General features: G+C 30.1%; 12 protein-coding genes. 2 read left to right on the top strand and 10 right to left on the bottom strand.

Translation table 11 applies throughout. The features are described from left to right. Positions 1-50 precede the first annotated feature (50 nt). The 9 genes from dnaK to EHF_RS01800 all read right to left on the bottom strand — a co-directional run bounded on the left by dnaK (position 51) and on the right by EHF_RS01800 (position 10,004). Positions 51-1,952 (bottom strand): molecular chaperone DnaK, encoded by a 1,902-nt coding sequence (gene dnaK, locus EHF_RS01840; RefSeq protein WP_044194527.1) that lies wholly within the window; start codon positions 1,950-1,952, stop codon positions 51-53. A 93-nt stretch (positions 1,953-2,045) separates the two neighbouring features. Continuing rightward, positions 2,046-3,890 (bottom strand): Rne/Rng family ribonuclease, encoded by a 1,845-nt coding sequence (locus EHF_RS01835; RefSeq protein WP_044194524.1) that lies wholly within the window; start codon positions 3,888-3,890, stop codon positions 2,046-2,048. A 131-nt stretch (positions 3,891-4,021) separates the two neighbouring features. After that, entirely contained in the window at positions 4,022-4,357 is a 336-nt protein-coding gene (locus EHF_RS01830; RefSeq protein WP_044194522.1) for a cation:proton antiporter subunit C, read from the bottom strand. A 49-nt stretch (positions 4,358-4,406) separates the two neighbouring features. Then, positions 4,407-4,826 (bottom strand): Na(+)/H(+) antiporter subunit B, encoded by a 420-nt coding sequence (locus tag EHF_RS01825; protein WP_044194519.1) that lies wholly within the window; start codon positions 4,824-4,826, stop codon positions 4,407-4,409. Then, positions 4,819-5,364: a DUF4040 domain-containing protein gene (locus EHF_RS01820; RefSeq protein WP_044194516.1), complete on the bottom strand. Its 546-nt coding sequence runs from the start codon at positions 5,362-5,364 to the stop codon at positions 4,819-4,821. The genes EHF_RS01825 and EHF_RS01820 overlap by 8 nt, the downstream gene beginning before the upstream one ends. Beyond that, positions 5,354-5,653, bottom strand: a complete 300-nt coding sequence (locus tag EHF_RS01815) for a monovalent cation/H(+) antiporter subunit G (protein ID WP_044194513.1) — start codon at positions 5,651-5,653, stop codon at positions 5,354-5,356. The genes EHF_RS01820 and EHF_RS01815 overlap by 11 nt, the downstream gene beginning before the upstream one ends. Beyond that, complete coding sequence (locus tag EHF_RS01810; protein ID WP_044195843.1) at positions 5,650-5,919, bottom strand: monovalent cation/H+ antiporter complex subunit F; 270 nt, start codon at positions 5,917-5,919, stop codon at positions 5,650-5,652. Before EHF_RS01810 ends, EHF_RS01815 begins: the two co-directional genes overlap by 4 nt. 562 nt (positions 5,920-6,481) lie before the next feature. Continuing rightward, entirely contained in the window at positions 6,482-8,473 is a 1,992-nt protein-coding gene (gene tkt, locus EHF_RS01805) for a transketolase (protein WP_044194510.1), read from the bottom strand. A 55-nt stretch (positions 8,474-8,528) separates the two neighbouring features. Continuing rightward, positions 8,529-10,004, bottom strand: coding sequence for a gluzincin family metallopeptidase (locus EHF_RS01800; protein ID WP_044194508.1), 1,476 nt, complete (start codon positions 10,002-10,004; stop codon positions 8,529-8,531). 772 nt (positions 10,005-10,776) lie between these two features. On the opposite strand from EHF_RS01800, the gene EHF_RS01795 reads away from it, so the two are divergent. After that, positions 10,777-11,274, top strand: a complete 498-nt coding sequence (locus EHF_RS01795) for an OmpA family protein (RefSeq protein WP_044194506.1) — start codon at positions 10,777-10,779, stop codon at positions 11,272-11,274. 382 nt (positions 11,275-11,656) lie between these two features. Continuing rightward, entirely contained in the window at positions 11,657-12,958 is a 1,302-nt protein-coding gene (locus EHF_RS01790; RefSeq protein WP_044194503.1) for an adenylosuccinate synthase, read from the top strand. Between the two features lie 692 nt (positions 12,959-13,650). On the opposite strand, the gene ruvX is transcribed toward EHF_RS01790, so the two are convergent. Continuing rightward, positions 13,651-14,121 (bottom strand): Holliday junction resolvase RuvX, encoded by a 471-nt coding sequence (ruvX, locus tag EHF_RS01785; protein WP_044194500.1) that lies wholly within the window; start codon positions 14,119-14,121, stop codon positions 13,651-13,653. Positions 14,122-14,321 lie beyond the last annotated feature (200 nt).

Here is a 14,321-nt window from a genome sequence, read left to right as displayed (position 1 = left end):
ATATCTATCAACTCTATATTTTTATACAACTACAATAAGAACGATAAATCCTATTTTTTGTCTTTTTTATCAATCTCCTGATAATCAGAATCAACAACTTTAGAATCTTTTTCGTTACTTGCTGTAGTACTTTCAGCAGCTGAAGGATTATTAGCAGCATTAGAATATAAAGCTTCACCTAATTTCATTGATACTTTTACCAAATGATCAATCTTTTGCTGCAAAATATCTACATTTTCCATATCACTACTACTGAGACTATCTTTCACATCTCTAATAGCATTTTCAATTTCAAGCTTATCAGAACTTGTAATCTTATCTCCATGCTCATTCAAAGACTTCTCTGTAGAGTGTATTAAATTTTCACCATTATTTTTTAGCTCAATAAATTTTTTACGCTTTTCATCTTCCCCAGCTTTTTGTTCAGCTTCTTTTATCATTCTTTGAATTTCATCATCACTTAACCCACCTGAAGATTGAATTTTAATAGCTTGCTCTTTACCAGAAGCTTTATCTTTTGCTGAAACATGTACTATACCATTAGCATCTATGTCAAATGTAACTTCAATTTGAGGCATACCACGAGGAGCTGAAGGTATACCTTCCAAGCTAAACTGACCTAATAATTTATTATCAACTGCCATCTTTCTCTCACCCTGGTATACTTTAATAGTTACTGCAGTTTGACCATCCTCTGCTGTTGAAAATACTTGAGATTTCTTTGTAGGAATTGTAGTATTCCTTTCAATTAATGGAGTAAATACACCACCTAAAGTTTCTATACCTAAAGATAATGGAGTTACATCTAACAATAATACATCTCTAACATCACCAGCAAGAATACTTCCTTGTATAGCAGCACCTATTGCTACAACTTCATCTGGATTAACACCTTTATGAGGCTCTCTACCAAAAAATTCTTTTACTTTTTGTACTACTTTAGGCATTCTAGTCATACCACCAACTAATACAACTTCATCTATTTTATCTGCAGATATTCCAGCATCCTTAAGAGCTTTTTTACATGGTTCAATAGTTCTTTGAATTAGATCATCAACTAAATTTTCAAATTTAGCTCTAGTTAATTTTAAACTTAAATGCTTAGGTCCAGTACTATCACTAGAAATAAATGGCAGGTTTATATCAGTTTCCATGCGATTAGATAACTCTATCTTTGCCTTTTCTGATGCTTCTTTGATTCTTTGCACTGCCATAGAATCACCATGTAAATCTATACCTGTAGTCTTTCTAAAATCATCCATCAAATAGTTCATAATTGCATGGTCAAAATCTTCACCACCAAGCATTGTATCCCCATTTGTTGCCTTTACTTCAAAAACACCATCAGCAATTTCTAATATTGATACATCAAAAGTACCACCACCTAAATCATATACTGCTATTACTTTCTGCTTATCACTTTTATTTAATCCATATGCTAAAGCAGCAGCTGTAGGTTCATTGATTATTCTAATAACATCTAGCCCTGCTATCTTGCCAGCATCTTTTGTTGCTTGACGTTGTGCGTCATTAAAATATGCAGGTACTGTAATCACAGCTTTTTCAACCTTATGCCCAAGATGTCTTTCTGCTGTTTCTTTCATTTTTTCCAAAACAAATGCACCAATTTGACTAGGAGAATACTCTTTACCAAGTACTTTTATCCAAGCATCCCCATTTCTAGCAGATACTACATCATAAGATGACTTTATATCTTTTACATCTTGATATCTACGTCCTATAAGCCTTTTACTAGCATATATAGTATTCTTAGCATTTGTAGTAGCTTGACGTTTTGCTGGATCACCAACCAACCTTTCTGAATCAGTAAATGCAACTATTGAAGGCGTAGTTCTAGCTCCCTCACTATTTTCAATAGCCTTTGTATCACCCCCTTCCATAACCGCAACACAAGAATTTGTCGTACCTAAATCTATACCTATAACAGCCATAAATAGCCCCCTTACATAAAAATCAAAACTATAATCACAGATATAATAACCAAATCACAAGATTACAACCCTATTTAACACAAGTTCGTAAATTTATGAATTAAATTGTGAAAATATACGGCTTAACCATTTCTTTATCCACATATTTCCAGTAGGAGTGTTTTGTATTTCTTCTTTTAATTTATTATCTTCAGAAACCTTATAGTCAACAGTAAACACATTTACAACATCTTTACTTTGATTTAACATATCATCATTTTCAACACTAACATTAAAATCCGATGTGCTACTTGTATTCTGATTAACAGTCAACTTAATTGATACACTGAATTCTTCCTCAATCTCAGCAATATGTTGACGCTTATTGTTAAAAAAATATTCTACCATCTGTCCAGCAACAGAGATATTTATCAACTTATTACGATTCTTATTAGCACAATATCTAATATTACGTAATATATCTCCAGAAGAAGATTCTAGGGATCTAACTCTACCCACACCCTTGCAATGTAAACACTGTACTGTATTTGCTTCTAATATACTTTGCTTGACTCTTTGTCTCGATATTTCCATCAATCCAAATGCACTTATATAGCCAAACTGCACTTTTGCTTTATCATATTTAAAAGCTTCTTTAATTTCAGATTCTACTGATCTACAATAGCGATATTTTAACATATCAATGAAATCTATCACTATCAATCCAGATAATCCTCTTAGATTAACTTGTCTAGCAATTTCTTTAACAGCTTCCATATTTGTTTTATAAGCTGTTTCTTCAATACTGTCCTCACCTGTCATCTTACCAGAATTAACATCTATTGATACTAATGCTTCTGTTGGAGTAATAACCATATATCCTCCAGAAGGTAAATTAACTATATTTCCGTATAGCTCAGAAATTTGCGATTCAACTTTGTAATAAGAAAAAATAGGAACACTACCTTTATAAATTCTAAGACGCACCCTATTCCTAAACATAAATTTAACACATTCTTTTGCTAACTCATACGCATAGCTACCAGATACAATAATATCTTGTGTATTTTCATCACAATAATCTCGTAATGTTCTCTTTATTATATCACCTTCAACATATAATAATGATGGCATAGTAATACTTACATAACTATTCTGTATACTTCGCCAAGTTGATTGTAAATAAGACAAATCCTGCTCTATATCTCTTTGACTTTTATTAGACCCAGCAGTTCTAATAATCATACCAGATTCTTTTGGTAGTTTTATAGCACTCAGAAAATTCTTCAAAACCTTTCTATCATCAGCATCCTCAATACGACGAGATATACCACTGTTCTTATTACCAGAATTCGGCATAAATATACAATATCTACCAACCAGAGTAATAAAAGTCGAAAAAGTTGCCCCCTTGTTTCCACGCTCCTCTTTTACAATCTGTGCCATTAACTTCTGATCAAGCTTTATTACATCTTGTACCTTATACAATTTATAAAAAGGCAATTTAGATTTACCATTCTTCAAATTATCTTTTTTTAACAATGTCAACTTTTCATTATAATGGCTAACATCTCCTTGATCTTTACTATCACATATAACAGAATCATCTACAGATTTTATATCATCATCATTTTTTATATCATCGTTATTTTTTATATCAGAATCTTCATACAATACTTGATATAATTTTTCTTTCTCCCCTTCAGATATATTATAATAATTCAATGATATTTCAGAAAAAGGTAAAAACCCGTGCTTATTTGCTCCATATTCAATAAATACTGCCTGCAAAGATGGCTCTATACGTTTTACTACAGCACAATACACATTACCTTTCAAACACTTTTTACTCTTTGACTCTTGATCAAATTCTACAACTTGCCCATCACGTAATACTGCTACTCTAATTCCATCTTGATATACTGCATCAATTAATATCCTTTTACTATGATCTGACACTAGACTTATACCCAAAACTCACTTAATTATAGCCTTTAATTATAACAGTATAGACAAGATTTTAAAGATAAAAACACCTTATTATTATCCACACCTAAAAAACATAAATAAGTAAAATAAGAACTATTTGTTTATCTACGTATTTTTTCATCATTTATTGAAGAAAATGCCATTTTTATTTTTACAACTATTGATAAACCAACAGCAAAAATTGCAACCCCAACAACAATGGCTGTTAACATTAAAACACTAGGTAAAGGATTAGTATATAATACTGCACTATCACTTAAAATTGGTACAGCACCATCACTAACATAGCCCATAGAGATATAGAATAACAATACAGAAGTTTGAAATATATTTAATCCTATCAACTTCCTTACAAGATTTTTACTAGTAGCAGTAATATACAATCCTATAACCATTAACATTATAGACACAATGTAATTAAAATAACTAAAAATCATACACCGGAGTAAAAATACTTAAAATAAAATTATTAGAAATAATATGTATTCATTCTTTATAAGAAGATACAAAGTTAAAAAAAATAGTCAACATAGAACTACATACAGTCATGCCCACACCTAATTCTACAACAAATATCCCTAATTTCTGTCCCAATACTGGATCACTCATTAAAGTAGAATAAGATAGAAATTCACTACCAAGCAACATAGATACAACACCAGTACTTCCATATATCAAGATACCAATACCACCAATTAACTTCACAATATATGGTGATATTACTTTTGAGGTAACCTTCAATCCAAATAATATACCATGCAAGATAATTGCAGATGCAACAATAACCCCAGCCTGAAAACCACCACCTGGACTATAATCACCATGAAATTGAATATATAATCCATACAAGATTATAACAGGTATCATCAAGATAGATATTGTTCGCAAAACTGGATCTTTAAACATGATTATTATCCTTAGCCAGCAATAAAGAAATCCCCAAAGAAGCAGTGAATATTACAACTGTTTCACCAAAAGTATCATATCCACGAAAACTTGCTAAAATCGCAGTCACTATATTAGGAATCCCCATGTAGGAATAAGTATTTCTTACATAATAAGATGCAACATGATTATTTGCAAAAGAGTCAGCATTCCCAAAGGCAGGTAAATCAGGTATCACATACATCAAACTTACAAATACTCCTAGTGCAATAACTATAGGAAATATTTTTATATTATCATATATTCTCTCTTTATCTGCATCAATCAATGATAAAGCAACTAACATTAGTACAGTACTTACACCTGCTCCTACAGCAGCTTCTGTAATTGCAACATCTGGAGCATCCATCACTAAATGCAACAACGCCATCAAAAAGCTAAATATACACATCATTACTACATTAACAATAAGATTTTTAGATAACACTAAAGAAAATGACATAAACACTAGGAATAGGGATAACACAACATTCATAATAAAATTAATATTACTCAACATCACCTTTACCTTTTTTGTCTTTGTAATAAGCAGAACGTGCTAATGCATAAGATGCTGTAGTACCAGTAACCCATAACAAACAAATTAACAATAAAATCTTAATTGTAAAAATCGAAAACTCAGATCGCATGGCAAGTCCAATCAAAATTAAAGATGCTCCTAAAGAATCTGTGATACCTGCAGGATATAACTTTGTATAAAAATCAGGAAACCTTATTACTCCTACTACAGAAGTAATAATTAAAAATATTCCCAATCCTAGAATTATCATGCTTAAATATTCCATCATTTTTTTAGATCTCCAAAAGAACCATGAAGAAAAAACCTCATAAACCCAACAGTAGAGATAAAATTAACACATGCATACACCAAAGACACATCTATAAGTAATGAAAATGTACCATTTATGATTCCAATAACAATAATCAAAACCATAGAATACGTCCCAAACAAATTTGCAGCAAGTATTTTATCATATATAGTCCTACCAATGGATAGATATACTAACATCATTCCCATACAAAATAATAACACACAAACTGTAAGTACTAACATTTTCATCCAACGATAACAATGATAAAATCAATATATACAAATATTACCAATACACAAACATTTAAATCATAATAACCAAACCTTAAATTACTAAACATCACATTAAATTACTAAACATCACATTATTTACTTATTTGATAATAAATTAGACCATGCTATGAAATACACATAAGATACTATCTCCGCTAGTATATGATTACTACCTAGAGATTTAAAATTATAAATAATATTTATATCTTACCTCTCTTGTAAACACATATTTTTATTATTAAAAGATTTATATATCGAAATAATTAAACATTTTATGACAATATAAAAATATAATTAAAATTCACAATTTCAAAGATTTTCAAATCTAAAACTTATGAGGGGTAAATATCAATGCATAAACTAATAAAACTCTGCAAAAGTTCAACATTATAATTCAGCTCTAAAAAACACATATTAACTAATAACCAATTACAAGAAAATCTTAAATAGTTTTAACTTGGTGAAGCTTTTTGTAATATCTAAGAATTCTAAATTCGCAAATATTCAATAAAAATGAGTTATACAGCTATATCTAATCTGTATTAATCTTCAATTTATCCAGTATCTTACTTACTAAATTTTCTGCAGTGATTCCAAAGTGCTTATATAAATCCTTACATGGAGCAGATATACCAAAATTTTCTAAACCCACAAAAATACCATTTTCCCCTATGTATTTATGCCATCCAAAAGAACTTGCAGCTTCTACAGCAGCTTTGATACTTTTATTATTCAATAAATTGAAGATATATTTTTTATCTTGTCGCCCTAATAACTCCCAACAAGGAACAGATACTACTCTCGTATCTAACCCTTTATTCTTCAAAATATCAGATGCTTTTAACGCAACTTCCACCTCAGATCCAGTTGCAAAAATGGTAACATCTAAATCTTTTTCATATTCACGTATAATATATGCACCCTTACTAGATAAATTCTCTTCAATACATATACTACGAATACAGTTAACATCTTGCCTAGATAATATAAACACAGATGGAGAATTAGTTAATTTTAATGCAATTTCCCAACATTCTAGTACCTCAATAGCATCAGCTGGCCTAAAAACATATAAATTAGGGATTGATCGTAAAGATGATAAATGTTCTACAGGCTGATGAGTCGGACCATCTTCTCCTACTCCAATAGAGTCATGTGTCATAATATAAATAACCTGCTTTTTCATCAATGCAGACAATCTAATAGCTGGTCTACAATAATCGGAAAAAACCAAAAATGTTCCACCATAAGGAATTATCCCACCATGCAAGGCCATACCATTCATACATCCTGCCATAGCATGTTCCCTAATACCATAATGTAGATAAGACCCCTTAAAATTATTTCTGTTCATAACTGATACAAGCCGCGGCTTAGTATTATTAGAATTAGTAAGATCAGCAGAACCACCTATTAATTTACTTGTATTCTTCGCTATAATTTCCAATACTCTACCAGAAGTCTTACGAGTTGCTTCATTTAAATTTAAAGTATACAGTTCCTCTTTAAATTTTTTTAAACTCAACAAAACTGAATCAGAAACACCATCCTTTATTATATCTATAAAATCACTAGAAGTTTTACCGTATTTTGTAGATCTATCAAGCCACATGTTGTATTCAGCCTCTGATCTATTAGCAACATCCTTCCATAACTGCAAAATTTCTTCTGGTATATTAAATGGTTTGTAATGCCAACCTAATTTTTCTTTCATCAAAACTACTTCTTCTTCTGAAAATGGCCAACTATGTGCAGCACAAGTATTTTCTTTTGAAGACAAATTTTTTCCAATAATTGTCTTACAACAAATCAAAGAAGGTTTGTCAGATTTTCGAGCATCTTTAATGGAAGACTCAATTTGACTAAAATCATGTCCATCTATTTCGAAAACATCCCATCCATAAGACAAGAACCTAGCTTTAACATCATCTGAAACAGACAAAGAAGTTGGACCATCTATTGAAATACTATTGTCATCAAATAATACTATCAATTTACTCAATTGCAAATGCCCTGCCAAAGATGCTGCTTCATGACTAATGCCTTCCATAAGACAGCCATCACCAACCATAACGTAAGTGGCATGATTTATAATTTCATTACCAAACCTTTCAGATAATACCTTTTCCGCTATTGCCATACCTACTGCACACGCTAAACCTTGACCTAATGGACCAGTAGTAGCATCTACCCCAGGAGTACAACCATACTCTGGATGTCCTGGAGTTAAAGAATTAATTTGTCTAAATTTTTTTATTTCTTCTATATCCAAATACCCTAAAAAATATAAGATAGAATATAACAGCATAGATCCATGCCCATTCGACAACACAAATCTATCTCTATCAAACCAATCAGGATCTCTAGGATTAAATTTCAGAAACTTTGTAAACAATACTGTAGCAACGTCTGCCATGCCAAGAGGCATACCTGGATGCCCAGAAGTAGCTTTCTGTATAGCATCTACTGATAACACTCTAATGGCATTAGCCATATTTACCATATTACCATATTCGCTGTCCATATTCTACTCTTATTAAATTCACAACACACAACTTTAGTTAAACACATACAACGACTTACACATTCAAATATTTATCCGTAAGGTAATTTTTATAAAAAGCAACATTCAATTTCTCCCCTGTAATTTTCTTTAATAAATCCATACTACTGTACTTTGTACCATAATCACATATATTCTTATTCATCCATGAGGTAAATAATGAGAGATCTCCCTTTGCTACCTGTGATAAAACTTGAGAGTCATTACTTTCCATAGTAGAAAAAATCTGGGAAGCAATAATAGCAGAAATCATACAACAAGGGAAATATCCAAAAATCCCACTTACCCAATAATCATCCTGTAAAAACCCTTCTAAATCATTCTTTGGAGTAATGTTAAAATAGTATTTCATTCCTTGAACCCAAGCATCTGGCAAATCTTGCACTTGCAGAGAATCACTTATCATTTCCTTTTCTAAAGTATATCGTAACATGATATGAGCTAATAAAGTCACCTCATCAGACTTATGCATAAATAAACTAGGCCGCACTTCATTAAAATATAACTGAATATTTTCATAATGCCCAACCTTGCCCCTAAAAGAAAACTGCTTTTTCAAAATAGGAGATATAAGTTGTATAAACTCCTTACTCATCATCAAGTGGGTTGATGTCAATAACCCTAAAACTTCAGGTAAAATGTTGTTTAGATTCCATCCTACAGGTTGTTTATACCACCTCTCAGGTAAATTTAAAACATATAAAGCATACCCTATTTTTCTGAGCAAAGTCTTCAATCCAACTCTATAATTACTTTCATCATAATCAACTAAAAAAGACAGCTCATTTCCAAATGAATATCTATTACTTACATAATCCTGATCAATAATATTTATATTATCACCAATCATACCAAAACATGATAAAGTATCATACCCTAGAAGTATCTGCTTATCCTTATTAACACTTTTTGGATAACAAATCTTGTTGTGTTTTTGTTTATCACCTATTTCATTGATAAAATGGCGAAAAAAAGCTCCTATTTCAGTAAATATAGCATCCACCTTCCTTGTGTTTAATTTACTATCCTGTAATCCTAAAATAACATCATACTTAGAAATCTTTAAACTTTCAGCTTTAATAGAAACAACATCACCTACTAATCTTACAACGTTAGACAATAAGGCAATTACATCCTGTACGGAAGCATCACCATTACGAAACAATATCCAAGAATTTTTACACTTTACTCGCGCTTTGTAAAGATCTAATACCAATTCTATAGGAATAGCAGCATTATTCTTATGTATGAATTCAATATGATTTAAATTAGCAATTTCCCAATCATTTAATTTCGCCTTGTTAGCTACAGAGTGTTGTATCATGTCACCAATCATCTCATTACTGATAATTTCGTGCCTAATTTCTTTAAGGGTGCAAACATGCTCTATTCTATCACTAAAATTACCTTTATTAGTTTCTAAAACACTAATAATAGAATTAATACTTCCAATTTTATCAAAAACTTGCTCCAAAAATTTATAATGTTTCATATGTATAATATTCCGTAGGTTAAATTCATTTAGTTAGTTAATCAAAAATTCATTAAATAATATCAACGGGTATGCAAAAACTTTTCCAAAATATACTAAAGCATACAATGCATACTATATATATGCTACACTAGGAAAAATATTAACAACAAAAATACTGATACCTAAAAATCACATAATTCCAATAAATAGTTGACAATGATAATCAATATATTAGTGCAATATAACATAAAATATCAATATTTCTCTCTCTAAAAAATTTAAATAACTTTACTAAACGTAAGATAATAAATGGATTCCTCCATTAAACAACATTTTCACAAGCACTATGATATACATTACTAACTGCACTATATCAATAGTTATAAAAAAACTATTTAAACATTATATTACATGTCTTTACTCTACATAACTTGAACTAATAATTTTTGTTCGTTGATAGATTACAGATTTATCATAATCAAGTAGTAATAGATTTTTATAATCCAAATAACCAATTATTGGTCCTCATATAAAAACCACTAAAACTAACAATAGGTAACTAAAAATGTAAACCAAGAATTAGGCTTTTTTACAATATAATTGCACATAAAAATACTTACATATTTTATATTCTAACATTTATCTTGATTGACATTTAAATTATTAACTTCTAAACTAAAGCAAATTATCATATAAATCCAGTAATATAGCTACACTTTGATTTTTCTCTTGACTTAAGATAATTTTAAGTAATGATCATGATAATCTTGTTCAAAACAATTGAGGCACTATGAAATATAAGTTGGTATTCATAAAATTCATGCTACTATGCTTAATTCTCAGTAGCTGCAAAACTACTGATCATGCTCCTTTGGTGAATGTTGATCATGTGTTCTCTAATACGAAAGTTATTGAAAAGATATATTTCAGTTTTGGGAAGGCAACAATAGAGGATTCTGATAAAGTAATACTTGAAAAAGTTATACAAAAAGCACAGGAATACCCTGATACTAGTATTACTATTGTCGGACATACTGATACCAGAGGAACAGATGAATATAATTTAGAGTTAGGTAACCAAAGGGCAAATGCTGTTAAAGATTTTATTTTAGAGCATGATAGATCCTTAGAAGATAGAATTACTGTAACATCTAAAGGAAAATCTGAACCAGCAGTTTTAGTGTACTCTAATAACCCAGAAGAAGCTGAATATGCCCACACTAAAAATCGCAGAGTTGTGATAACACTTACTGATAATTTCACAGATAAAACTAAACCTGTTAAATAATGGGGTTCATATTTTAAAAAAATAGGTAGTAGTAAAGGTAAAAAATAATTGAAATGACCCTTTATAAATATCTGTCATTTCCACCATCAAATTCACAGGAAACACACACTTTCTATAGATACTTTTTTATATGTAGAAAGTAATGTATTTCTCTCTAAAAAAAATATTAATTAAGAAGCATTATTATCACCTTCCTCTCCTTATTAACCAAAGTATACGTATTTACTTAAGTTACTAATATATGACTCCCGAATATTGAAATTTAACAAATTTCTTGAAAATCAACATAAAAAATTATATAGGCAAAATACTTTGATTACTAAATTATTTGACACAATTTCTTTATTTTGTTAGTGTGACTTGGGATTTATACAGAAAAGCCATGGTGAATATAGTAGTTATAGGGTTACAATGGGGTGATGAAGGAAAAGGAAAAGTTGTAGACTGGCTATCTACTAATGCAGATGCTGTAGTTAGGTTTCAAGGAGGCAATAACGCAGGACATACTATAGTAATAAATGATAAAGTATATAAATTAAACCTTCTTCCATCTTCTGTTTTACAAAATGATAAGTTATCGATAATAGGGAATGGAGTAGTCTTAGACCCTTATGCACTTGTTTCTGAAATCGATAATTTGAAAAGTAGTGGTATCAACATTACTGCTCAAAATCTTGTAATATCAGAATCTTGTCCATTAGTGCTAAGTGTACATAAACAAGCAGACGTGTTCTTTGAACAACTTAGACAAGACACTATAGGAACCACAAATAAAGGAATTGGTCCATGCTATGCAGATAAAATTAGCAGGAGGGTTATTAGAGTATGTGACTTACTAGACACAAAAGACTTATTATACAATAAAGTAAATCATCTTCTAAGTTACCACAATTTACTAAGAAAAAATCTTAATACTCCACCTATACAAGCAGAGGATATCGTTAACGAGCTGTTAAATATTGCCCCAAAAATTTTACCATTTGTTCAACCAGTATGGAAAATACTATATAATTTAACACAACAAAACAAGGTTATAATTTTTGAAGGAGCACAAGGGACATTCCTAGATATTGATCACGGGACATACCCTTTCGTTACATCAAGTAATACTATAGCATCACAAGCATGGGTTGGATGCGGAATCAATCCATCCAACAAATCTCATATACTAGGATTAGTAAAAGCTTATACAACAAGAGTCGGCAATGGTCCATTTTTTACTGAGCAAAATAATGATATCGGAAAAATCATGTTTGAAACAGGAAAAGAATTAGGAACTGTAAGTAATAGACAAAGAAGGTGTGGATGGTTTGATGCAGTATTAGCACGACAAGCAATCATGTTATCTGGGGTATCAGGGTTGGTTATAACCAAACTTGATGTATTGGATCAATTCAGTGAAATAAAAATATGTGTAAAATATAAGTACGGAGACAAAATATACGATTATATTCCTGCTTCACATTATATACAAAGCAATCTAGAACCAATATATGAAACACTTCCTGGATGGCAAACAAGTACATTTGGTAGTATATCACATAAGGATTTACCACAAAACGCTATATCATATATAAAAAAAATAGAAGAAATTCTAAAAGTTCCTGTTCATTTAATTTCTACAGGTCCAGAAAGAAATTCCATGATCATACTTAATAGTGACTTTTTGCAGAGCACATTATGAAAAATACCTAAGCTCAACTTTATGATTACATTAAGCATAAAAAATGCTATATTTCTGCGATCATTAATACTTAAAAAATTGTATTAATTACTGTAACACTAAAAAAAGCTTTACTTTACAATGTACCCCTAAATAAAAAATCCAAAGCATGTAGCAAAAATATAGACAACAATAAATTTATATTGATGCAAATTTGATAGTTGTTTGATGAAAAAAAGCACATGATCAAAATCCTGTATGTTTAAGTAGCAACATTATTACCACTTTTTAAGTCATTGATTCCAAAACATAGCATAGAAATCTAACATTTCACATTATAGATAACTTACATCCGTAAAAATAGATAAAGGATCAAATAATCGAAACCCTGTATGTTTAAGTAGCAACATTATTACCACTTTTTAAGTTATTGATTTCAAAACATAGCATAGAAATCTAACATTTCACATTATAGATAACTTACATCCGTAAAAATAGATAAAGGATCAAATAATCGAAACCCTGTATGTTTAAGTAGCAACATTATTACCACTTTTTAAGTTATTGATTCCAAAACATAACATAGAAATCTAACATTTCACATTTTTTCACAATACATACACAATTAAAAAATAATGATTGAGAGACCAAATATTGATTTTTTCAATACACTCATCACCATATTAATACTACTTATAGATATTTTTCTATATCTACATTTGATAAATTTTTATCATATCAAGCACTTGTTGTAAAATTAACACAGCTGAGATTTTATCATCAATTGCTTGAGATTCCTTCCTCTTAATATTAGCTAACTTTGCTACTCTTGTAGCCATGGCAGTACTATATCTTTCATCATGTAAATAAACATCAATATTATACTTTGCTATAATTCGATTTGCAAACAGAACTACTTTCTGACATAACTCATTTTCTAACCCATTTAACTCAATTGGCCAACCTATAATTATTGAACCTACCCCATTTTCTACAAAAATACTATATAAACTACCTAAATCTTTCCTAGTACTTCTTCTCATATATACACTGTAGGGCATGGCTATTAAATTTGTTCTATCACTCAAAGCTATCCCTATTTTTTTTTCTCCAAAATCTAAACCCATTATCCTTTTTGTCTTGTCTATAACTTTAATAAATTCATCAATGTTTCTATACAACATACCACTTACATTAAAAATATTCTCCCCACAATCTCATATCTTTAGTATATATTACTTAAAATCATCATACTGTACCACAGCATAATATTTATAGCTAATACTTCACACATTATTGATTATACTACTTAAAAATAAGTCATATCTAAAACTTTTAGCATACATGTGTTCCTGAGAATGAACTTTAATAACAAAATTAATTC

Source organism: Ehrlichia japonica, assembly GCF_000632845.1.
GTDB classification, from domain to species: Bacteria; Pseudomonadota; Alphaproteobacteria; order Rickettsiales; family Anaplasmataceae; genus Ehrlichia; species Ehrlichia japonica.
This window is presented reverse-complemented; position numbering and strand designations above follow the sequence as displayed.

What these genes read in the sequence shown, in the direction of transcription:
- dnaK (WP_044194527.1), bottom strand. Translation starts at nt 1,952, where the DNA reads ATGGCTGTTATAGGTATAGATTTAGGTACGACAAATTCTTGTGTTGCG.
- EHF_RS01830 (WP_044194522.1), bottom strand. Translation starts at nt 4,357, where the DNA reads ATGATTTTTAGTTATTTTAATTACATTGTGTCTATAATGTTAATGGTT.
- EHF_RS01825 (WP_044194519.1), bottom strand. Translation starts at nt 4,826, where the DNA reads ATGTTTAAAGATCCAGTTTTGCGAACAATATCTATCTTGATGATACCT.
- EHF_RS01820 (WP_044194516.1), bottom strand. Translation starts at nt 5,364, where the DNA reads ATGTTGAGTAATATTAATTTTATTATGAATGTTGTGTTATCCCTATTC.
- EHF_RS01815 (WP_044194513.1), bottom strand. Translation starts at nt 5,653, where the DNA reads ATGATGGAATATTTAAGCATGATAATTCTAGGATTGGGAATATTTTTA.
- EHF_RS01810 (WP_044195843.1), bottom strand. Translation starts at nt 5,919, where the DNA reads ATGTTAGTACTTACAGTTTGTGTGTTATTATTTTGTATGGGAATGATG.
- tkt (WP_044194510.1), bottom strand. Translation starts at nt 8,473, where the DNA reads ATGGACAGCGAATATGGTAATATGGTAAATATGGCTAATGCCATTAGA.
- EHF_RS01800 (WP_044194508.1), bottom strand. Translation starts at nt 10,004, where the DNA reads ATGAAACATTATAAATTTTTGGAGCAAGTTTTTGATAAAATTGGAAGT.
- EHF_RS01795 (WP_044194506.1), top strand. Translation starts at nt 10,777, where the DNA reads ATGAAATATAAGTTGGTATTCATAAAATTCATGCTACTATGCTTAATT.
- EHF_RS01790 (WP_044194503.1), top strand. Translation starts at nt 11,657, where the DNA reads ATGGTGAATATAGTAGTTATAGGGTTACAATGGGGTGATGAAGGAAAA.
- ruvX (WP_044194500.1), bottom strand. Translation starts at nt 14,121, where the DNA reads ATGTTGTATAGAAACATTGATGAATTTATTAAAGTTATAGACAAGACA.